Source organism: Pseudanabaena sp. PCC 6802 (assembly GCF_000332175.1).
Classification (GTDB): Bacteria; Cyanobacteriota; Cyanobacteriia; order Pseudanabaenales; family Pseudanabaenaceae; genus PCC-6802.
This window is the reverse complement of the sequence record NZ_KB235914.1, coordinates 2,524,419-2,544,741: the sequence shown is the minus strand read 5'-3', so window position 1 is coordinate 2,544,741 and position 20,323 is coordinate 2,524,419. Positions and strand designations below refer to the sequence as shown.

Sequence of the window (20,323 nt, the reverse complement as noted above, 5' to 3'; positions counted from 1 at the left end):
TTTTCTTATAAACGCCCAGTGTAGTTTTTGTAGTTTTAAACTGCACTTGCATCTTATCTCAGAACCCTTGTTGCATTTGCAATTGCAGCCAGAGCCACCCCCACATCAGCGAACACGGCTTCCCACATCGTCGCTAAACCAAACGCTCCCAAGATGATGAATACGCCTTTAATAGACATGGCCAGCCCAATATTCTGTAAGACAATTTTGCGGGTCTTTCGCGCTACTTGAATGGCTTCGCCAATTTTGGTAGGAGAATCATTCATAATCACGACATCGGCAGTCTCAATTGCCGCATCGGAGCCAAGACCACCCATAGCGATTCCAACATCTGCCCTTGCCAGTACGGGTGCATCGTTGATGCCATCGCCGACAAAGGCAACTTTCTCATTTTTGGCAGCATCAGCCATAATTTTTTCGATTGCGTCTACTTTACCTTCGGGTAAGAGTTCTGCCATGTAGGAACTTAAAGTAAGCTGCCACGCAATATTTTCGGCAACTTTCTGATTGTCTCCTGTCAGCATAATCGCTTTCGTTACGCCTAGCAGTCTCAGGTCTCTAATTGCTCGTCCCGCATCTTCTTTGAGTTCGTCAGCGATGGTGATATAGCCTGCATAGTTGCGATCTACTGCAACATGAACGACCGTACCAGTAAGCTCGCAAGTATCGTGTGGTATGCGTTCTCGATGTAAAAGGCGATCGTTCCCTGCAATAATTAAGCGATCGCTAATCGTAGCGCGAATGCCATGCCCTGAAATTTCTTCGTAGTTCGTTACCTTTGAGAGATCGACTTCCCCTGTGTATGCTTTTTGAATAGAGCGAGCGATGGGGTGATTCGACTGCGCTTCGATATGAGCAGCGAGAGATAGCAATTCTTCCTTGGTAAAACCATTTTTAGGCATGACTTGCGTGACGTTGAAATTTCCCTTTGTCAGCGTCCCTGTTTTATCGAACACAACTGTCTTCACGTGAGTAAGGGTATCGAGAAAAGTCGAACCTTTAATCAAAATACCCCGTTTGGCCGCTCCACCAATGCCACCAAAATATCCCAAGGGAATGCTAATTACCAAGCCGCAGGGACAGGAAATCACCAGAATAACCAGCGCCCGATACACCCATTCCGCAGAAGTGGCATTGGGAATCACTAGAGGAGGAACGAGCGCGATCGCCAGCGAGACAAACACCACAATCGGTGTATAAATCTTGGCGAATTTCGTGATGAATTTCTCCGTCTCTGCCTTTTTGCTGCTGGCATTTTCCACCAGATCGAGAATCCTGGCGATCGATGACTCACCAAATAGTTTTGTGACTTTAATATCGAGTACGCCTGTTTTGTTAATCGTGCCTGCTAACACAGGTTCGCCCACTTTTACGTTGCGAGGTACAGATTCTCCCGTCAGAGCAGAGGTATCGATTTGGGAAGTGCCTACCATAATCTCTCCATCTAGGGGAATCTTTTCGCCTGCGGTAACAGTAATAACTTCTCCCACTTTGACTTTTTCAGGTGATGTTTTTAGAATCTGACCATCAACTTTGAGATTGGCATAGTCGGGGCGAGTTTCCAGTACCGCTTTAATCGATCGCCGCGAGTTACCCACGGCATATTCTTGAAACAGTTCGCCAATTTTGTAGAACATCATCACGCCAACTGCTTCAGGCAACTTGTGAATGGCGATCGCGCCCAATGTGGCAACAGTCATCAAAAAGTTTTCGTCAAACCATCTACCCTTAAGAATGTTGTGCCCTGCGATCGTCAGCACATTCCAACCCGCCAAGAGGTAGGCAAAGATAAAGATGGCATACTCAGCGATCGAAAAGGGCGTGTTGTGCAGGGCTTCCTCAAACCCCGTCCCCACACCGAACAGTCCAATCACTAATACTACAGGAGCTAACTCTGCCCTCAGATCGAATCCACCTTCGCCGTGATCGTGATCGTGATCGCGATCATGACCGTCTTCGCGATCGTGTTTGTGGCTATGACTTTCTTGATGCTCCTGCTTGTCATCATCATGACTGGAACATCCACAGTGTTTGGACATACTATTGAATATATGAGGGGCTATTCATATATTGCCACGATGTTGAGAATTTGTACATGCTTGCTAACTGGTTAGGCTAAAACGTATTTAACTTTCTGTTTCGCCTAAGTGTTCTGCAACTTCGTGGTAGAGGTTGACGACGTGATTATCGGCAAGACTGTAATAAATATTGCGACCGTCACGGCGATATTTAACCAGATTCATCGATCTTAGGGTGCGTAGCTGGTGTGACACGGCGGATTCGGTCATCTCCAGGACAGCGGCTAGATCGCAGACACACATTTCGCAATCGACCAACACGGATAGTAGTCGTAGGCGGTTAGGGTCTGCCAAAACTCCAAAAAAGTCAGACATCTGCTGTGCTTTTGCCATTTGCAAGACCTGTTGCCTACCCTGCCGCACGCTATCCAAATGCACCATGTGTGTTTCACAGGTAGGTATGTCAGAACTTTTGGGGCTGCGCTGGGCAATCTTTTTCATAGCTGAGCGTTGGTTGTCTCGTGCATTTGGAGTGATATTCATTCTCACCTTAGCAGAAATGCTTACTATAATTGTGGCAAGCACAGGTCGAAGCGATCTAAGAGGGGCGATCGCCGCTATTACTCAGGGCAAAGAGAAAGCTTGTATCGAGAATAGCTCTCATATTTGCATCTCTGGTTTGATGCTCCAACCATGCAGAGGGGAGACCTCTCTGGACAGGATCTCCTCATCTCGCTCGGCGAGAGCGCTCTCAACCGTACTGCCCAGCCCTGCAATACCCAACAGAAACGACGAACCAGAGCTTCTAGGTTCTGACGCGGAAGCATTTTTGAACCGCAGGTACTCGATAAAGTTGGCGAGTTCGGGCAATGATTTGCTAGGTAGTTCTTGAATTGCCTCAATGATTTGCTGGTGTATTATCTGTGCCATAGGATTTACTCCCTATCTTTCATTAACTCTGGCAGTCTGGGTCGGCTGCTTACACTACCTGCATAGTTTTCATACAAGGTTGCAACGTCATGCCCCGTTAGTTGTGCCACCATTACAGGACTCATGCCCAGATCGAGCGCATGGGAAATTAACGTGTGTCGAGTGTTGTAAGGCTTTCTGTAGTCAATATTCAACCCAGCCAGAACAGTCTTCCATGCTCGATTGCGGAAGTTATGATCGTCGATCGCATGACCGTGGGGTGTTGGAAATACAAGGCCGTCGGAATCTGGATTCTCTGGTCTGCGAGCAAGCAGCATTGACTGCAAGTGTGGTGTAAGGGAAATAGTCCTGGCTCGATTGGTCTTGGTGGACTTTCTTACGCCTCGGCTGACACTTTCACCAATCCAAACACTAGAGCAGTCATCAGATAAATGCCCCCAACGCAAGCCAACTGCTTCGCCAGTTCTGCATCCTGTCCCAAATAAGAATTCCACAAAATCAGCGTAGTGACTATAGTAGCGATCGCTTCGGAAAGCCTCAATAATCATCTGGATTTCTTCACGGGTGAAAGGCTTTGACTTTTGTTTAGGAGGTATTTTTACCCGTGCAACTAGATCGTTCCAAGGATTGTTCTCGATGATTTCCTCATTTATTCCCCATTCCCAGCAAGCATTAATAAGTGTCAGGCGTTCTTTTGCTGTAACAGGTGAGATTTTGCTGCATAGCCACTCTAAGAATTGTTCGGCTAGTGCTACAGAGATCGCATCTGCCTGCTTTTCCTTAAAATACTGCCTCAAGTATCCGAGCGTGGCTTTGTACTTCTCCAAGCTGCGTTGATAGACGCTCTTGGCTTTCTCCTGCATGAATTTCTCGAATAGCTCTACTGTTTTAAGCTGCGATCTCTGTACTTGCCGATCGGTCTTATATTTTTTCAAGGTGGTATCGAAGTTACCACTGGCAATATCTAGCTCGATTTGGCGGGCTTTACCCTCGGCAGCAAAGCGGTTGACCTTTGTGTCAGGTAGACCGATGTAAAGACAGTAGCGTTTGCCAGCGTAGCCCCAGCGCAATCGTAACCTGTCTTTGAAGGTTTCTAAAGCAACTGTCCCCTTTGCCATACTTTAGGTTTCTGAGCACAACTTGGTATACCAATTTTATACCAGTTAGCCCTTCAAAATCCTATATTGAGCGACATTTTGTAGTTCTTATTGAGAATGCGATAGAGCTGTAAACGCATACCCAGAAAAGCGAAAACCCTCTCATAGAGAAGGTTTTAATACTATCGGAGCGAAAGGATTTGAACCTTCGACCCCCACTACCCCAAAGTGGTGCGCTACCAAGCTGCGCTACGCCCCGAATTTTTTAGCTTGTTTATGATATCAGACTTAAGCTAGTCATGACACATAATTAAATAGTAAACTTAATTGAGTCATGTTGAATTAAATTAGCAGTTCAGTGCGTAGGGCTATGAAAAAATACGTTGTTTCTGTAGTTGGCGCGGTTGTCATTAGTGCTTGCAGTCCGACACCTACTGTAGCTCCCACTTCTAGCCCCAATAGCACTAGCGCTTCTAACCCAGATAGTTCAACTACTTCTAGTCCTAACCCTGCTGCCAGTCCTCAGCAACCACCTCAACCCCAGAATCAAACCAACTCTAATGCTGCTGTGCCTGCCAACTGGCACAGTTATACCTCAGAGGCGGGAAAATATTCTGCGGCGTTTCCTGGCAAGCCATCAGAGCGCACTCAGGACTTACCTAGCCCTAAAGGTTTGGTAAAGCAATATCTCACATTGTTTGGCAATGATGATGGGGCTTTTTTTGTGGCTTACAATGATGTTCCTAAAGAAGTTGGGCAGCAAGACCCCCAAACCGTCCTTGCTGAAGCTGTGAGGCTGTCAAATCAACAGTTGAAAGGGAAAATCAAAGAAGATAACGTTACGGATCTGGACGGATTCCCCTGCCGCAGCTTCGTGTTTGAGGATGTCAAGGTATCTGGGATTGATGCGATCGCCACGGGGCGCACCTGCTTAATCAAGGACAGGCTATATCAGCAATTGGTTTTAGGCAACAAGAGTAAAATTAGCGGTACTGACATCGAGCAATTTATTCAGTCATTTAAGTTGGCAAGCTGATCGGGGCTTGCGGAAAGAGTCGCAACCAGAAGCTTGAGAACTCTTTCTCCCCCAGAATTGGGGTTGGGAGGCTTAACCGAACTGTATTGGCTTGAGATGTTTTTTAGGGACGACTAGTTGCCCCCTCCACACCTAAATTGCGATAGGCGGCGTACACGCCCTGTACGTTGTACCAGTTCAAAAAGATCCTTGCTACTTCTAAGGCTAGCTGCGGGTTGCCGCGATCGATCAGCCACTGTAAGAGGGGACGCATCGATCGCTCGTTCAACACCCCACCCAAAGACAGCAGCCCCCAGAGCAGCCGATGCAGCCAGGTCATTTGGATCATCATGCGCACTTCCCAGGTGGGATGCTTCTGATAAAATAAAATCCCCATCCGTCCTCGCTGCTCCTCCTGATCGATCAGATGAGGTAATTGGGATAAGCTAAATGGTGGATGCCAGTGGTAACCAACCGCTTGAGGGCATTTAATCAGCTTTAAACCTAGTTTTTTCAGACGTACGCCCAGTTCTAGATCCTCCCAGCCATACTGACGAAAGCTGGTATCGAACAGACCTGCTTCAATTAACCAATGCCGCGCGATCGCTACGTTACCTGTAGCAAAATAGGCAGCCGAAAAGTCGGTCACCTTAAATGGTTCGGATGTAGGTTGTTCAAAATTACAGGTATTAATTACCCGACCGTAGGTAAAAGCGCGATCTAAACCATGCAGGCCTGCAGCATGCGCGGCTAAAAAACCCTCGGTCACTACCAGATCGCTATCAATAAAGATAATGAACTCGCCAAGCGCCTGTTCGACTCCTGAATTTCTTGCCGCCGCCGCCCCACCACGATCTTGCTGAATTAAGCGCACGTGGGGGTAGCGATCGCGGTGCAATGTCAGGTGATTCACCGTATCGTCAGTGGAACCATCATCGACAACGATTACTTCATAGGGGCGATCGAACTGCTGCTGCTCTAGTGCAGAAAGACACTTCTGCAAAATAGGCAAGCGATTATAGGTTGGCACCACCACCGACCATATGGGTTTAGTCATAGTAAACGAACAGTCAATTAATGATTGCGCACCTGCATCTGCCACGTTTGCCAGAGCGTTAAACCTCCTACATAACCATAGCCCAGGGCATATAGCACCATAAACGGCAGGGTAAGAAACAGCCCCTCGTTAAAGGAAATTACTGCCGCGATACAGCTATACAGGCAAAGACCTATTTCGATCGTTGCCGTCATATCCATGGGTATTTTATAGGCCTTATTATCCCAGCGATCACCCTTTTGTTTGATGTTGTACTTGGGCGTACGCCGGAAGTTAGCACCTGTATTAAACAAGCCCGCAATCACAGCCCGAGAATTACTAAAAGATATACCCGTACCAAGCAATGCCAAAAGCAAGATTCTGCCCAGACGCTTTGTCCAGGTTAGAGGATACAGCTCCTTTTGGGCAGTGAAATACAGAAAAGGAGGCCCAAATGTGGCCGGCATCATAAAGATACCCCAAAAACCACTAAACATATTTCTGAGTGCGGTTAATTCAGGTGGAACCAGCAGCATGAGCGGTAATGCCAATAAAATAATCAGTAACATGAGTGGATGTACTGAGTATCCAGTTAAATGCAGGATGGCCTGACACTTTGCAGCCAAATTAAGCTTACTGCGCAAAATCGCAGGAATCAGCTTTTTAGCACACTGAATGCTACCCTTAGCCCAACGGAATTGCTGGAGCTTGAAGGCTGCCATCGACACTGGCAGTTCCGCATGAGCAACAATATCGTTGTCGTACACTACCCGCCAACCACTTAGCTGGGCGCGATAGCTTAAATCCATATCCTCTGCCAGCGTATCAGCGTGCCAGCCGCCGCTGTCAATAATGGCATCTTTACTCCAAATACCAGCGGTGCCATTAAAGTTGAGGAAGTACCCCCTTTGACAGCGTGCCTGCTGCTCGATCGCAAAGTGACCGTCAATACCAGCCGACTGCAGTCTGGTCAGCAAAGAATACTCGGAATTCACGTGCCCCCAGCGCGTTTGCACGACGGCAATACGATGGTCGGGGTTCTGGCAATAGTGCAGGATGGTTCGCCGCAACCAGTCCGATCTCGGCATAAAATCCGCATCGAAAATGGCGATATAGTCACCCTGGACTTGGGACATAGCAGCCTGTAAGGCACCTGCTTTAAAACCCGTACGATCTTCGCGGTGGATGTAGTCTACCCAGTATCCCTGACGTTGGTAGGCAGTCACGGCCTCTTGCAATATGTCTTGAGTATCGTCAGTGGAATCATCCAGCACCTGGATATACAGGCGATCGCGTGGATAGTCTAACTGACAGACTGCATCCAACAGTCTTTGCGCCACATAGCGCTCGTTAAAAATAGGCAGTTGCACGGTTACAGTTGGTAGCCCTCTTACCTCGACTGCCTCTGCGGACAGCTCGGCAGTAGCGACTGAAGCGAAGCCGTTTCTGCCTCTTTTCAGGCTGCCCAATGACGACATCGCCAGGGAGCGCTGTTTTTTCCTGACCGAGCGCCGCTGGTAGTATTCTCTGCGACCCAGCTTAGTTTTATGGACGGCAGTTAACCAGTAGGCGTTGATCCCGTACAGCAGCAACCAACCCGCTGCCGCACCGTTTAAGACAGTGAGTATTGTTATCAGTAACAGAATAGTTCTAGACTCCTTACCACATTAGGTACTGATTTGACCGACAGACAAATTCAGTAGAAATAACTTTGAAAACACTCCTATGCATATATTATCTCTACAGTCGGCAACGATCCCAAAATAAAAATTAGTTTATTAGGCTTTTTTTTAATTTGTAACCTATAGATGCTAGACCATTCTCTCCAGACCTACAACTGCACAGGGAGTATTTTTAACTATAGCCGTTCCGAGTTATTGGTGTTAGCCGCGCGCTTGTAAAGCCTGCAAAGCCACAGCCGCTGCCGCTTGTTGGGCGGCTTTAATACTCTTGCCCTGTCCTTTCCCCCAACAGCGATCGGCGACCCAAACCTCAACCGTAAACAATTCCTGCCCATCCGTGCCTGTTTTATTGCCTGCTCCATCGTCTTCAGCATCTTGAGGATCGAGGGTTTGATATTGCGGTAATAGTTTCCAACGCGCTTGGGTTAACTCTTGCAGCGCCACTTTGTAATTGCCCAAAGCTGGCTCGGACATTAGTTTTTGAGCGGCCTGCTCTAGATGTGGGTCAAGCCAGCTCCGAATTAGACTGAAGTCATTGGTACTCAGGTATAAAGCAGCCAGTACAGCTTCTAAGCCTGCTGCCAAGCGCGATCGCACGGCTGTTGCATCATTGCGGGCAGCATTGGACATGACCAGTAGCCGATCTAGATCGTAGACGGCGGCAATTTCAGCAATGACGCGATCGCTAACGAGGTGAGATCGCAGTGCGGCCAGTTCGCCCACCTTGCGATCGCTATAATTTTCGTGCAGCCACATACTGGTTGCCAGCCTCAAGACGCTATCCCCAACAAACTCCAGAACGTCGTTGTTCGTAGTTGTGGAATAGGAAGGATGTACTAAAGATAGATCCAGGATCTGCCAGTTAATTTTGTGCGACGAATCAATGCCCAGATGAGCGAGCAACCTGTTTAACTCTCTTTGGCGACGCGGATCGATCATAAATTAACGATTAATAGTAAAATCTGCCAGTTAATTTTGTGCGGTGAATCGATGCTCAGATCGACGAGCAGCCTAATTTAGCTCTCTTCGACGGTGCGGATCGATCGTAATTTTGGTAAATAATACGCATATTTCAAACACACCCATTAAAATTACAGCAACAAATAATTCTTCAAAGAACTTTACTGTCTTGAATAATTTTGCTTAAAACATGACTAAACGCTTTGTTTCAATTTTATTAATGGCTCTATTAAGCGTGGCTACTAGTATCTGGATTGTAGCCTGCCAGCCTGAAACCACTACTTCACCTTCTAGTCCAACCGCAACTACAGCAACTAACAGCGGTACTACTACAACTACGGCTTCAACCAATGAACTCAAGCTCGGCGTGCTTCTGCCCGCCACGGGGGATCTCTCCGCCATCGGAGCGCCAATGGTTAAGGCAATTGATTTTTTAGTAGAAACTGTTAACAATGACTGTGGTGGCGTTTTGGGTCAACCAATTAAATTGTTTAAGGAAGACGATCGCACTCAAGAAACCGCTGGCGTTGAAGCGATGAATAAGCTCGTCCAGGTTGATAAGGTGGGAGCCGTGGTTGGTGCTTTTGCCAGTAGCGTCTCGACCGCCGCCCTCGCGATCGCGGTTCCCAACAAGGTCGTCCAAATTTCACCGGGTAGCACCAGCCCCGTATTTACGGAAAGAGCGAAAAAAGGCGACTTTAATGGCTTCTGGTATCGTACTGCCCCACCCGATACCTATCAAGCTGCTGCGCTTGCCAAACTGGCATATTCAAAAGGACATCGCAAGGTGGCAACGTTAGTAATTAATAACGACTACGGTGTGGGTTTTGAAAAAGTATTTGTCGAATCTTTTAAAAAACTAGGCGGTCAGATTGTCAACGAGGCAAAGCCGACGCGCTACGACCCCAAAGCTACCACCTTTGAAGCTGAAGCTAAAAGCGCATTTGGTAGCAAACCAGATGCTGTTGCTGCCGTGCTATATCCCGAAACCGGCGCTCCTTTACTCAAAACTGCTTCCGAGCTAGGTTTGCTCAAAGGCGTTCAGGTCTTCCTGACCGATGGCGTGCAAACCGAAGACTTTCCTAAAGCGATCGGCAAAACATCAGACGACAAGCTCATCCTCGCAGGTGCTCTAGGAACGGTACCTGGTGCTGACGGTCAAAGCTTAGAAGCGTTTTCCAAGCGCTTTAAAGAAAAAACAGGTCAACCCCTCGGCGCTTTTGTACCTCACTCCTATGATGCTGCCGCCCTGGTGACGATCGCGGCTGAAGCTGCCAAGAGTCCTACTGGCGAAGCGATCAAAAGCAAAATTCGCGATATTGCCAATCCACCTGGTAAAGAGGTCACCGATGTCTGCGAAGCTTTGAAACTAGTCAAAGCTGGTACAGATATTAACTATCAGGGTGCCAGTGGTAATGTCGATCTAGATGAATATGGTGACGTTAAAGGCAGTTATGATGTCTGGACTGTGGAGCCAGATGGCAGGATCAAAGTAATTGACAAAGTCTCTGCTTAAATAAATTTCTAGATATCCTGGCTAGTCTGTGTCAATATGCTTTAGGGGCAGCGTACCCGTGCCTGCCCCATACTCCCAACCCCCGCGATCAAATCTGTAAATGCGATATAAATGGAACTAAAGCGATCGGATAACAGCCCCAAAGTGGCTGCCTACATCCCCTATTATAGAGAACAAGCCAAAAGAGAGATTATTCCATTTGCCGTTCATCTTTACGAGTCCGAGATATTGGAGGGAGAGCGACAAATTGAAGGGGGGACAAGTATGCCATTTGTTGCAACCTGGAGAGGATCTGGCATACCCTCAGAGTCAGGGTTAATTATCGTAACATTTGATAACAATCCAGAACTGCGTTACGAAGTAGTGATGTCTAATTCAGAGTTTGTGGGTTACTTGATCGAGATCATCGTTAACTATCGCAATCGTAATGTCATTGACTTCCCCAAGTTATTCTATAGCAAGCTATTCAGGATCAAGATTGCGTCTGACAGCAATTAGTGTATAATCCTGACCTGAGTAGACTGTCTGAGAATGGAATTGTTGACAGCATACCCTGAGCAAACAATCAAAGCTATGTGAGGCGATCGACAGTGTCCTACACCACCCCCAAAAATGAATCCGTCAACCGACGAGAGTTTACACACAAGGTAGAGCCCTCACTTCTTAGGGCGGCCAGACAGATTTACAGAAATTATCTAGATACCCATGCTTCCCATTTACCGCGCCCCCTAGGTGTTGCCATCAATCGCTATGACATGAGCGGTAAGCTGGTCTGCAAACATGCCATTTTTTTACCTCAAGAATGTTTTGTGCCAATTGAAATTTTAGAGTCAAACGAGCACTATTAAACGTTATCAAGGCTATGTGAGTTCTTCCGTGTTGTTGCAAAACCTCAAGGGTAATTTAGCCAAACTGGCGAGGGTGTATGGTAAATATCAATACCCAGTAATTGTAGGACTGATCGCTCTGGCGGTGTCGGCAAGCATTAATGGGCTGCGTAGTGTTGGCTTCTTAGAGCCACTAGAACTAAAAGGTTTAGATTACTTAATTGGGTTGCGTCCCGCAGAACCGCCGGACGATCGCATCGTAATTGTGGAAATTAGCGAACAGGATATTCAGCGTCAAGCCCGTTGGCCCTGGCCGGATATTATATTTGCTAAAGCGATCTCTAAGATTAGTGCCGCTAAACCATCTGTAATTGGCATAGATAAGTATTTAGATATACCCGTGGGAGAGGGTCGCGCTCTGCTCGTCCAGAGCATGCAAAATGCAGGTAATGTCGTAAATATTACGTTTTTGACCAATAGGGGTAGGGGTGTGGATCTGCCTGCCGATCTCGCTGCCGTCAGCGATGCTGGGTTTGCCAACGTACTCACAGATGCAGGATCGGTCGTGCGCCGCGCTCTGCTAGCACTTGACTACGACTCGTTTGCCTTACTCTTGGCGAGAACTCACTTAGAAAGAACCTCGCGCAAAACCATAGATTTCAATCCCAACACCAAAGAATTTGCTATTAACGGGCGCGTAATTCCCAGAATTAAAACCAGGTATGGTGGCTACAACAATATCGATGCCAACGGCTATCAAGTGTTGATTAATTATCGGGGCAGGGAAAAGCGGTTTACCCATATATCTTCTACAGATCTATTGCAGGGTAAGGTCGATCCGTCGCGGTTGCGCGATCGCATAGTGCTAATTGGCACTACAGCAGTCAGCTTGAAAGATAGCTACCCCACGCCCTACAGCACGGGCGAAGAGGTCATGTACGGGGTTGAGATTCATGCCAATATTGCCAGCCAGATCGTCAGTGCGGCATTAGATGGCAGACCGGTTATTCAGGTCTGGAGCGAACAATGGGAATACATCTGGATTACGGGCTGGACGATTTTAGGTGCCCTATTGGCACTGTTAGTGCGAGGTGTCAGCCAGAAACCGATTGCCCTGGTTGCTCTCGCAGCATTGCTGGCAGGCTCGGTGTATTGGGCATTTCTGCTGGCGTGGTGGATTCCCTTCTTCCCAGCCCTGTTTGGCGCGATCGCGGCTAATATTCTCGTTATTCTTTACCAACTTAGCAAAGAGCAAGCGGATCGTAGTTTGCTGATGGGGCTGTTTTCGCGCCATGTTTCTAAGGAACTGGTCAATTTGATCTGGGAACGGCGCTCGGAATTCTTAGATGCGGGACGCATTCTCGGTCAGGAGGTTTACGTAACCGTACTGTTTACCGATATGCGGAACTTCAGTTCTTTTGCGGAAGTTAAAAGTCCGAATGAAATCCTGATCTGGTTGAACGAATATTTGGGCGCGATCGCCTCAGAAGTTCTGAAAAATGGTGGCATGGTGGATAAGTACATAGGCGATGCGGTCATGGCGGTATTTGGCGTCCCGATCGCCCATGGTGCTGAAAGCGAACGCAGTCGCGACGCTCAAAATGCAGTAGAAACTGCGATTGTGGTGGCTGAAAAATTAATCGAGATGAGCAAAATCTGGCAAGAACGCGGTTTCCCGGAGACAGTTACGGGAATCGGCATTAATTCGGGCATTGCGATCGCAGGCAGTCTCGGTAGTAGCGATCGCCTCGAATACTCCGTTCTGGGCGATACTGTTAATATTGCCGCCCGCCTGGAGAGCCTTAATAAAGAAGTAGATGGTGGGGCGTACCATATTTTGATTAGCCAGGATACTCACGCTCGTTTAGAGGGAAGATTTAAAACTGAGTTAGTTGGTAAATATGCCCTCAAAGGTCGGGCAACGGAAACACCCGTATACAGAGTTCTAGGCAAGTAAGCCTTTATGCCGATCTACAGAATTAAATCTAGAAATAGCTTGTGTATTACAACTACTTGGGGTAAATTATTCATAGGGCTACCCTATTCCCCCCCCGTGTAGCCCAGATATCCCCGAAAATGGCAACTGTCTTCGAAAGGGACAAGCGCAAATTAGTAGTCCTAAACCAACGTCACAAGGGTATGGACGTGCTGATGCCGAAGGGATACTTTATATTGCGCAAACTAAAAATCGAGCTATAAGCTAACGTTCCTAAGGCTCTAAGAGCTTAGGAGCTTGCATGAGTCGCATACGAGACGATACTCGACCAAATCTCAATCGCCCCAGCCCCTTGAGTTATCGCACCTCACCGCAGGTGGAGTAAGTAAACCAATGATGCCATAAACGACGTGCGATAATTAACTATAGCGTTTTTCAGATCGGAGGTGAGTAGGGGGTTTGGGGGCGTTGCCCCCAGGTCGGGGTTTCACCCCTTCACCTCATCAATAAACCCTATTCTCAATTGAAAAACGATATAGCAGCAGGTTAGCGAGGATGACGAGCAATGCGCAATCCTTTCCCAGGCATGAACCCATATCTAGAGCAACCCGATCTGTGGCACCAGGTTCACAATCGCCTGATTGTGGCGATCGCCGATGACCTGACACCCAAAATCGTTCCCAAATATCGCGTTTCCATTGAGGAGCGCGTTTACACCAGTGTAGATAATCTCGTCATTGCCGGAATTGCCGATGTAGCGGTTACAAATCGCAGTTTTCAAAATTCTGGAACTGCAACGTTAAATCTCACCGAACCCAGGAAAGTCAAGCTCCCAATACCGGAAGAGGTAACAGAGCGATTTCTAGAAGTGAGATCGACCCAAGGCCATAAGTCCGTAGTTACTGTCATTGAGATTCTTTCGCCCAAAAACAAACGCTCGAAAGAGGGACGATTTGCCTATGAGAGCAAGCGCCACAAGATTTTGAGTTCTGCAACGCATCTGGTCGAAATCGATTTACTGCGATTGGGAGAGGCAATGCCGCTGTTAGAGGTATTTGATACTAACTATCGCATTCTTGTCAGCCGAAGCTACCAGCGGCCAGATGCCGATCTCTACGCGTTTAACCTGAGCAATCCGATCCCTGCCTTCCCTATCCCATTAGATGTAGGTGAAATAGAGCCAATTATCGATTTACAGCGACTATTAAACGAGGTGTACGAGCGAGCAAGGTTCGATCTGGCAATTGACTACGGGCGATCGCTAAAACCCGAGCTCTCATCCCAAGAGACAGAATGGATTGCTACAGTTCTGGGAAATATGGAATTGAACGTTCGCAACTAAAACTCAGATACTTGGTGCGATCGGGTTTCCTGTAGCTACCATCATGCCCCAGAGAGGATATAAACGCTTTTTACGTGCTGCAGTTACGTCAAAACTAGCGGCGTTTAAGAAGCCATGCAACTCCGTTTGAGTGTAACAAGTTCTATAGGCGGGGTCGATTAGTTTGAGCGCAAAGTCAAGAGCCTGGCAAGACCAGAAATCTCGACACCAATCCAGAACGATCGCTGTTCCATTGGACCTGAGCACGCGGCGTATTTCTTGCAGCGCAGGGATGGGATGCTCAAAATAATGAAAAGCACTTGACGTTACCACGATATCAAAACTGGCATTGGGGAATGGTAAGGCGATCGCGCTAGCCTTGAGGAATTCAATATTGTTGCGAGCGGTAAATTTCGATCGGGCAATTTCCAGCATCTGTTCGGAAATGTCAACGCCGACGAGCTTAACTTGCGGATAGGTGGCAAGCAGCAATCTTTCTAACTCCCCCGTACCGCAGGCAACATCCAGGATAGTTTCATGCCCTCCTAGATGTATGTGTTCCATCAAAAAAGTCAGGGTATTCCTAATGTAGGAGTGCCAGCGGCGATCGTAAATCTTCGCAATGCGATCGTATTGGAATTTGATTTTTGCTTCAGTTGACATATCCAGTGCCATCATATTTTAGTCGCTACACCTTTGTATATATAACCTCCCACCTTCAGCCACCCTTCTGGGTAAAATTGCTCGAATGACTAGCCATTGAGAACGCGATATTCGACTACTGGATTAGACATGGCACAATCTAGCAACCGAGGCAAAATCGATCGAGAATAGAGCCCCACAAAAACTAAACATCTCAAAGGTTTGAGATTCTGATAAGCTATTACACATAATATTTTAAATTAGGTTTCAAAATGCGATCGCGTCGTCTGCTGCTCTTGCAAATGTTGGGATTGTTGGCAGCATGTGCTCCTGAGGTGATTAAATCACCTGAGAAGTTGACTATAGGCGTAGTTAGCTATGATGAAGGATTGCAGTCTCTCGATCGCTATGGGAAGTTCCGCGACTATCTGGCAAGTCAAGTAGGCGCTATCATCGAACTGGAGCCTACCCTCAATGAATTGAAAGCCATCGAACGCATTCAAAGTCGCGCCTGGTCTTTAGTTTTTGCCCCACCTGGCCTGGCTGCGATCGCCATTTCCAAGGAAGACTATAAACCTATTTTTAGCATGCAGGGTGTCTTAAACCAGAAGGCAGTAATTGTGGTACTGGCCGATAGTCCGATCGTAAAACTAGCCGATGTGGCAAATAAGACCGTCGCGATCGGGCAACCTGGTTCGGCAACGGGTTATTACCTGCCCATTTATGCTTTATACGGACTTAACCTCGCAGCGATCGAATTTACTACCACACCCAAAGCCATTCTGGAGATGGTCGATCGGGGTCAAGCTGCGGCTGGAGCGCTATCGAAGGATGAGTTCGAGCGCTATCGTTCTGGGTTTAGCGACAAGCGATTTCGCGTACTGCACACGAGCGAACTGGGCATTCCACCTGGTAGCGTCCTGGTCTCTCCCAAGATCGCGCCTGACCTCGTCCAAAAGATTGTGGATGCCATGAAGTCAGCCCCACCAAATTTAGTGCAATCAGCAGGTTACATCGCCAACGCTCCCGTGCCTAACTATGAATTCATGATCAAAGTCGTAGAGCGCGTTAGACCCATAGCTACGCGCATTCGTCAAAAGCCTGCCCCCCTTTACGAAGAAGGTCGCAATTAGGGTAGCATAGCGTTTTTCATCTGAAAACCGCTATAACAGCTAACTCAGCCCTAAAACCTCCATAGATTTTTTCAGCACTTCATCGGGATCGAAAGGTTTAGTCATATAAATATCAGCCCCCACTTCATTGCCTTTTTGCTTGTCAAACTCTTGCCCTTTGGCAGTCAGCATAATGATGAAAACATCCTCTAGCTTGAGTTCGTTTTTGACCTTATGGCAAACATCAAACCCATTCATCTTGGGCATCATCACGTCCAGAAATACCAGGTTGGGTTTTTCGGTAGTGATGGTTTCGAGAGCATCCTCGCCATTATCTGCCGTCAGCAACTCAACCCCCTGGTCTTCTAGATCCTCCAGGGTTTGCTCTAGTAACAGCCTGATATGAGGCTCGTCGTCAACGATCAATAGTTTTTTAGTCATAAGGATTTATACAGCTCGCAGCAGATTCCCTTTGTTAAGTGTATTACCTTGCTTTTCGGAACGCACAAATTTTTTTCACTGCCTATGCGATCGCCTGGATCGATGCTATACTAATAAATGCTTTATTAGCTACTATATGGCGGGCGTAGCCAAGTGGTTAAGGCAGAGGGTTGTGGTCCCTCCATTCGTGGGTTCAAACCCCATCGCTCGCCCTTATAAAAATTATCGAGATTTACGATCCGCGCTACGCGAGTAAGGATGCACCTCGCTTGTACAGTTCCCGAGCGTAGTCTGTCCAGATTCCCTGTCCCCAATAGCGGAAACAACTGGTTTGCAATAACAAGTTGTAGAGCAATGCTTCTCGATAGTCGGGACGCTGCGTCACCGCTGGATCTGCCTGTACCAAAGCATCGTATTTTCTATGGAACATGGCACTGAGTTGATTCATTGGTTCTAACACGTTCTCGTAACCTTTTACCCAACTCAAATTGTTCGTCCAGGATGCGCCATCCATGTGAAATCGATCGTCGCTTTTCTGTAATTCAGCGATCGCCGTTTCTACAGATTCCGTTGAGATATTTGCCGGATCGACTCGCTCCCAAATCCTGTGCTGCTGAACGGCTTGACAGGGGGGATAATCCTCAGGACTTACGCCAGCCGCCTCGATTAGCTCCAGATATTCCGTGCCATTTAATCCCACTACACCAGCGCCGCGATCGCGAATTTCCTGCCAGGCGATCGGAAAGTCGCGCGGGAATTCATTCATCATCACGCCACCATTCTCGCCATCAGCAATCTGCGTCACTAGAGAAGGAACTGCAATCTTCCCAATTAGCTGTTTCCCTCTTCCTTTTGCCTCATGGTAAGGTTGCATCTGCGCTACCAGCTTCGTATCAGAACCCTGAGTTTTAATCAATACCGTGATACTAGCGATCTCGCCTTGGGAATTGCGCGCCACGAGACGATTGGGGATATATTTGCGATCGTGCGGTATGCCAGATCCATCCAAGCACTCAATCGCATGCTCCTGTACCATCAACCACTGATAACCGCACTCTTTCAGAGCTTTAATATATTCAAATAGAGTATCGGGATGGTTGGGCAAATGCATCTCTGGCGGCGAAAATCCGCGCACGCGCCGCAGGGCATCGTAGCCAAACAGGGCGGCAAAGTGATGCTGCCATGCCTGGATGTGGAGCTTGATGTCGGGAATGGGAGTAGAGGGAATGACGGCATGACTCCACATCGTGCCCAGCCACTCCACATAGGTCTGATACTGCGGATCGCAGGTGATGCGCCGAAGATTGTTGAGAATATCTTCTCTTCCCATTTGCTGCAATCCCCACAGGAGATTGCCGGAATAGTCCAGCATCATCCGAGGGTTGCAACCTTGACTCACCAGTTCAGGAATAAAGTCCCCCATGCGGCTGTAGCACCAGGCGAATACGCCAGCATTATGGTTGTCTCCATCGTGAGGATGTTCGAACATATATTGGAGATTGCTAATCAGATCGCCATTAGCCCCTGCGGGAATAGTGGGTTGGTGCATGTGGAGGGCGCAGGCGAATCCAGCGGTAATCCCTTCTAAGTTGATATTTGAGATCGGCAAAAATACGGGATCTGAATGGTTTGTCACTGAGGCGATCGCCGTTTCCCATCCACAAATATTAGGTAATCTAGCACTTATCCCTTCAAAATTAGGTAGATTAGTTGGCAGTGCGATCGTTGTCATAGGATATTACCTCTCTCAATTCACTCTCAGTTTAATCTATAGGATAACGCTCTAGGTCTATGTTAAGAAAGATTTAGTACTCTGCTGCTGATATTTTCCCGCCATCAAAGGGAAGTTTTCTGTTGCCAGTATGCGGTTGTCTTTGCAGGTCGCGATCGCCTCTACACCTCGGATGCGTTTGGCGAGCGCCAGTCCCTTCTCTACACCTAGCACGAGGATGGCTGTGGATAGCCCATCTGCCTCTATCCCTGTTGGTGCCAGGACTGTAACGCTAGATAGCTCTCTGGGCGATTCTCCAGTAGTCGGGTCGAAAATATGATGGTGCTGATAATCCTGGCTGAAAGTACTGGCATAATCACCTGAAGTCGCCACAAAGCAATTTTGAGGTTGAATCGAACCTATGCAAGCATTGGGATCGCGGGGATTTTGAACGCCAACCGTCCAGGGTTGTTCGGATGGCTTCTGTCCCCAACAGCCGATTTCACCCGTATCAAAGAGGGCATTCTCGATCCCATAGCCCTTCAGCACTGCCAGGACGCGATCGGCAGCAAATCCCTGCGCAATTCCATTGAGCGTAATTGCCATCCCAGGTTTAGTAAATCGAATTCGCTTTGCAGAAATGTCGAGATCGCGCCAATTAACTTTTTGTTGCGCCAGAGCGATCGCTTCCGAGTTTGGCAATTGCCCTTTCTCTTGGGCGCGAGCGTAGACTTGCCAAAGCGGTTGCACGGTTATGTCAAATGCACCTTCGCTCAGTCTTGAGAACATCTGGGTCTGAGCTAATACCTCGATCGAGTAAGGATGGGGGGCATCCAGCGAGCCAGAGCGATTCAGTTGACTGACCTGACTATCAGGGCGATAGATACTCATTAATCGATCAATTAAATGAACTTCGCTTAATGCAGATGAGATAGCGGCTTTGGCAACTCGATCGTCCTCATGCACGACAGTCACAGAGATGTTTGTTCCCAGGGCATAGGAGGTATCCCGCATCAGTTTTAGTCCCGCTGACTGTAACGATGGCATCGATGATGTCGTATCCGAGTTAGTCTCAGACTGAGATATCAACCAATGCCCTGTCAGCAATGGCAGGATTCCCGTTGCCACGAACAAAACTTTGCGGCGCGCGATTGCTTTCATCTTGATTTCCTCCTTTCACGATTTGGTGCCTTGGCGTAGCGCATTTTCAATGGCGAGTAGTAATGCTTTACTCGTAGTAGTCGCTCCTGTAACAGCGTCGATGTCGATCTTTTGAGCGTTTATCACTTTTTTAGTTATCCCTGCTGCCAATTTTGGATAGACATCAGGGCGATTGCGAAGAATATTGATGCGAGTAATTTTTTGTTGAGTCACCGTTACTTCTACAACGTAAGTAAAGCCGCCCACGGTCTCCTCTCCCCGGTATGTTCCATCGGCAACAGAGGTTAGATTAATGGGCGAGACCGGGCGCTGGCGATAAGCTTGCAAGGCGACATTCTGGTTGAATAGATATAACACCACGATCGCTGCCAGTACACCTCCAATGGCGAGCGAGACTTTGCGATTTATCTGGAGCAATCGCCTGCGCCCCCCCCAGGGCTTGAATACAGACAAAATCACAACTGCAACTAAGATAATTAGCTCGATCCAGGCGAACTGAACTGTGTGGGAGAGCGCTTGCAAATATTCCGGATTCGTCATTATTTGATGAAAGATGCAGCTCGCCACCTTGAGGTTTGGCAGCGAAGATTTCAAATAGATGAACGTCTGGAATCGGAAAATCTGTGAATGGTTGAGTGGCTTTATAGAAGGTGCGATCGCTCCACTGTACGTAGCTGGTAACGCGCAAACCGTCGCGGCTGCGAAGAACCGAGCCGGAGGCAAATCCTGCCTTATGCTTGAGCGTAGATTCGATATTCTGAATTGCCTGTTCTACTAGACTGGCTTGGCTGTCAAGGTCTACTGGAAATATGGCGAACTCAGCCAATAAACCGTTAGCTTGATTAATGGTTGGCATTTAGAACCTCAAATATTAATCAGGTCATCTTTTATTTAACATCATATCAGTCATAACAACAT

General features: G+C 47.8%; 20 protein-coding genes, 2 tRNA genes and 1 riboswitch. Of the genes, 8 read left to right on the top strand and 14 right to left on the bottom strand.

The genetic code is table 11. The annotated features are described in order from the left end of the window. Positions 1–53: 53 nt before the first annotated feature. The 5 genes from PSE6802_RS0117230 to PSE6802_RS0117210 form a co-directional block, all read right to left on the bottom strand. Entirely contained in the window at positions 54–2,039 is a 1,986-nt protein-coding gene (locus PSE6802_RS0117230; RefSeq protein ID WP_019501287.1) for a heavy metal translocating P-type ATPase, read from the bottom strand. 87 nt (positions 2,040–2,126) lie between these two features. Continuing rightward, the gene (locus PSE6802_RS0117225; RefSeq protein WP_026103367.1) at positions 2,127–2,519 is read right to left on the bottom strand and encodes an ArsR/SmtB family transcription factor; all 393 of its coding nucleotides are present in this window, start codon (positions 2,517–2,519) and stop codon (positions 2,127–2,129) included. Between the two features lie 159 nt (positions 2,520–2,678). Beyond that, positions 2,679–2,948, bottom strand: coding sequence for a hypothetical protein (locus tag PSE6802_RS0117220; RefSeq protein WP_019501285.1), 270 nt, complete (start codon positions 2,946–2,948; stop codon positions 2,679–2,681). Between the two features lie 5 nt (positions 2,949–2,953). Next, on the bottom strand, positions 2,954–4,066 hold the full coding sequence (locus PSE6802_RS0117215) for a tyrosine-type recombinase/integrase (protein ID WP_019501284.1): 1,113 nt from the start codon (positions 4,064–4,066) through the stop codon (positions 2,954–2,956). A 164-nt stretch (positions 4,067–4,230) separates the two neighbouring features. Then, a tRNA-Pro gene (locus PSE6802_RS0117210) sits at positions 4,231–4,304 on the bottom strand. Between the two features lie 111 nt (positions 4,305–4,415). On the opposite strand from PSE6802_RS0117210, the gene PSE6802_RS0117205 reads away from it, so the two are divergent. Continuing rightward, a complete protein-coding gene (locus PSE6802_RS0117205; protein ID WP_019501283.1) occupies positions 4,416–5,081 on the top strand; it encodes a hypothetical protein in 666 nt (221 codons plus the stop codon). Between the two features lie 103 nt (positions 5,082–5,184). Here the strand turns inward: PSE6802_RS0117205 and PSE6802_RS0117200 are convergent, their stop codons facing one another. The 3 genes from PSE6802_RS0117200 to PSE6802_RS0117190 form a co-directional block, all read right to left on the bottom strand. Beyond that, positions 5,185–6,117, bottom strand: a complete 933-nt coding sequence (locus PSE6802_RS0117200) for a glycosyltransferase family 2 protein (RefSeq protein ID WP_019501282.1) — start codon at positions 6,115–6,117, stop codon at positions 5,185–5,187. A gap of 17 nt (positions 6,118–6,134) precedes the next feature. Then, a complete protein-coding gene (locus PSE6802_RS0117195; protein ID WP_019501281.1) occupies positions 6,135–7,688 on the bottom strand; it encodes a cellulose synthase family protein in 1,554 nt (517 codons plus the stop codon). 291 nt (positions 7,689–7,979) lie between these two features. Then, positions 7,980–8,717 carry a ribonuclease III family protein gene (locus PSE6802_RS0117190; RefSeq protein WP_019501280.1) on the bottom strand — a complete coding sequence of 246 codons (738 nt, stop codon included), beginning with the start codon at positions 8,715–8,717 and terminating at the stop codon, positions 7,980–7,982. A 211-nt stretch (positions 8,718–8,928) separates the two neighbouring features. Here PSE6802_RS0117190 and PSE6802_RS0117185 point away from each other — a divergent pair, with 211 nt between their 5' ends. From PSE6802_RS0117185 to PSE6802_RS0117165, 5 genes are all read left to right on the top strand, one after another. Then, positions 8,929–10,254 (top strand): ABC transporter substrate-binding protein, encoded by a 1,326-nt coding sequence (locus PSE6802_RS0117185; RefSeq protein WP_019501279.1) that lies wholly within the window; start codon positions 8,929–8,931, stop codon positions 10,252–10,254. A gap of 111 nt (positions 10,255–10,365) precedes the next feature. Next, complete coding sequence (gene ebsA / locus PSE6802_RS0117180) at positions 10,366–10,752, top strand: type IV pilus biogenesis protein EbsA (RefSeq protein ID WP_019501278.1); 387 nt, start codon at positions 10,366–10,368, stop codon at positions 10,750–10,752. Between the two features lie 92 nt (positions 10,753–10,844). Further along, entirely contained in the window at positions 10,845–11,102 is a 258-nt protein-coding gene (locus PSE6802_RS0117175; RefSeq protein ID WP_019501277.1) for a hypothetical protein, read from the top strand. 16 nt (positions 11,103–11,118) lie between these two features. Further along, complete coding sequence (locus PSE6802_RS0117170; protein ID WP_156815570.1) at positions 11,119–13,038, top strand: CHASE2 domain-containing protein; 1,920 nt, start codon at positions 11,119–11,121, stop codon at positions 13,036–13,038. 111 nt (positions 13,039–13,149) lie between these two features. After that, positions 13,150–13,240, top strand: a riboswitch (cyclic di-GMP riboswitch). 342 nt (positions 13,241–13,582) lie between these two features. Next, positions 13,583–14,359: a DUF4058 family protein gene (locus tag PSE6802_RS0117165; RefSeq protein ID WP_019501275.1), complete on the top strand. Its 777-nt coding sequence runs from the start codon at positions 13,583–13,585 to the stop codon at positions 14,357–14,359. A gap of 3 nt (positions 14,360–14,362) precedes the next feature. On the opposite strand, the gene PSE6802_RS0117160 is transcribed toward PSE6802_RS0117165, so the two are convergent. Further along, positions 14,363–15,016 (bottom strand): class I SAM-dependent methyltransferase, encoded by a 654-nt coding sequence (locus PSE6802_RS0117160; RefSeq protein WP_019501274.1) that lies wholly within the window; start codon positions 15,014–15,016, stop codon positions 14,363–14,365. Positions 15,017–15,252: 236 nt separating this feature from the next. On the opposite strand from PSE6802_RS0117160, the gene PSE6802_RS0117155 reads away from it, so the two are divergent. Continuing rightward, positions 15,253–16,113 carry a phosphate/phosphite/phosphonate ABC transporter substrate-binding protein gene (locus tag PSE6802_RS0117155; RefSeq protein ID WP_019501273.1) on the top strand — a complete coding sequence of 287 codons (861 nt, stop codon included), beginning with the start codon at positions 15,253–15,255 and terminating at the stop codon, positions 16,111–16,113. Between the two features lie 39 nt (positions 16,114–16,152). Here the strand turns inward: PSE6802_RS0117155 and PSE6802_RS0117150 are convergent, their stop codons facing one another. Then, positions 16,153–16,533 (bottom strand): response regulator transcription factor, encoded by a 381-nt coding sequence (locus PSE6802_RS0117150; protein ID WP_019501272.1) that lies wholly within the window; start codon positions 16,531–16,533, stop codon positions 16,153–16,155. Between the two features lie 139 nt (positions 16,534–16,672). Between PSE6802_RS0117150 and PSE6802_RS0117145 the strand changes: the two genes are divergently transcribed. Beyond that, positions 16,673–16,745 (top strand) — tRNA-His (locus PSE6802_RS0117145). A 32-nt stretch (positions 16,746–16,777) separates the two neighbouring features. Here the strand turns inward: PSE6802_RS0117145 and PSE6802_RS0117140 are convergent. From PSE6802_RS0117140 to PSE6802_RS34120, 4 genes are read right to left on the bottom strand one after another with little or no spacing between them, the layout of a single operon-like run. Then, entirely contained in the window at positions 16,778–18,265 is a 1,488-nt protein-coding gene (locus PSE6802_RS0117140; protein WP_019501271.1) for a hypothetical protein, read from the bottom strand. 57 nt (positions 18,266–18,322) lie between these two features. Continuing rightward, complete coding sequence (locus PSE6802_RS0117135) at positions 18,323–19,405, bottom strand: FAD:protein FMN transferase (RefSeq protein ID WP_019501270.1); 1,083 nt, start codon at positions 19,403–19,405, stop codon at positions 18,323–18,325. A 15-nt stretch (positions 19,406–19,420) separates the two neighbouring features. Then, entirely contained in the window at positions 19,421–19,651 is a 231-nt protein-coding gene (locus tag PSE6802_RS34125) for an FMN-binding protein (protein WP_019501269.1), read from the bottom strand. A 43-nt stretch (positions 19,652–19,694) separates the two neighbouring features. Next, the gene (locus PSE6802_RS34120) at positions 19,695–20,261 is read right to left on the bottom strand and encodes a hypothetical protein (protein WP_019501268.1); all 567 of its coding nucleotides are present in this window, start codon (positions 20,259–20,261) and stop codon (positions 19,695–19,697) included. Positions 20,262–20,323 lie beyond the last annotated feature (62 nt).

Excerpts from the sequence above, each read along its gene's own strand:
- PSE6802_RS0117225 (WP_026103367.1), bottom strand. The coding sequence starts at position 2,519 with ATGAAAAAGATTGCCCAGCGCAGCCCCAAAAGTTCTGACATACCTACC.
- PSE6802_RS0117140 (WP_019501271.1), bottom strand. The coding sequence starts at position 18,265 with ATGACAACGATCGCACTGCCAACTAATCTACCTAATTTTGAAGGGATA.
- PSE6802_RS0117190 (WP_019501280.1), bottom strand. The coding sequence starts at position 8,717 with ATGATCGATCCGCGTCGCCAAAGAGAGTTAAACAGGTTGCTCGCTCAT.
- PSE6802_RS34120 (WP_019501268.1), bottom strand. The coding sequence starts at position 20,261 with ATGCCAACCATTAATCAAGCTAACGGTTTATTGGCTGAGTTCGCCATA.
- PSE6802_RS0117155 (WP_019501273.1), top strand. The coding sequence starts at position 15,253 with ATGCGATCGCGTCGTCTGCTGCTCTTGCAAATGTTGGGATTGTTGGCA.
- ebsA (WP_019501278.1), top strand. The coding sequence starts at position 10,366 with ATGGAACTAAAGCGATCGGATAACAGCCCCAAAGTGGCTGCCTACATC.
- PSE6802_RS0117230 (WP_019501287.1), bottom strand. The coding sequence starts at position 2,039 with ATGTCCAAACACTGTGGATGTTCCAGTCATGATGATGACAAGCAGGAG.
- PSE6802_RS0117200 (WP_019501282.1), bottom strand. The coding sequence starts at position 6,117 with ATGACTAAACCCATATGGTCGGTGGTGGTGCCAACCTATAATCGCTTG.
- PSE6802_RS0117135 (WP_019501270.1), bottom strand. The coding sequence starts at position 19,405 with ATGAAAGCAATCGCGCGCCGCAAAGTTTTGTTCGTGGCAACGGGAATC.
- PSE6802_RS0117165 (WP_019501275.1), top strand. The coding sequence starts at position 13,583 with ATGCGCAATCCTTTCCCAGGCATGAACCCATATCTAGAGCAACCCGAT.
- PSE6802_RS0117185 (WP_019501279.1), top strand. The coding sequence starts at position 8,929 with ATGACTAAACGCTTTGTTTCAATTTTATTAATGGCTCTATTAAGCGTG.
- PSE6802_RS0117215 (WP_019501284.1), bottom strand. The coding sequence starts at position 4,066 with ATGGCAAAGGGGACAGTTGCTTTAGAAACCTTCAAAGACAGGTTACGA.
- PSE6802_RS0117220 (WP_019501285.1), bottom strand. The coding sequence starts at position 2,948 with ATGGCACAGATAATACACCAGCAAATCATTGAGGCAATTCAAGAACTA.
- PSE6802_RS0117160 (WP_019501274.1), bottom strand. The coding sequence starts at position 15,016 with ATGATGGCACTGGATATGTCAACTGAAGCAAAAATCAAATTCCAATAC.
- PSE6802_RS0117205 (WP_019501283.1), top strand. The coding sequence starts at position 4,416 with ATGAAAAAATACGTTGTTTCTGTAGTTGGCGCGGTTGTCATTAGTGCT.
- PSE6802_RS0117150 (WP_019501272.1), bottom strand. The coding sequence starts at position 16,533 with ATGACTAAAAAACTATTGATCGTTGACGACGAGCCTCATATCAGGCTG.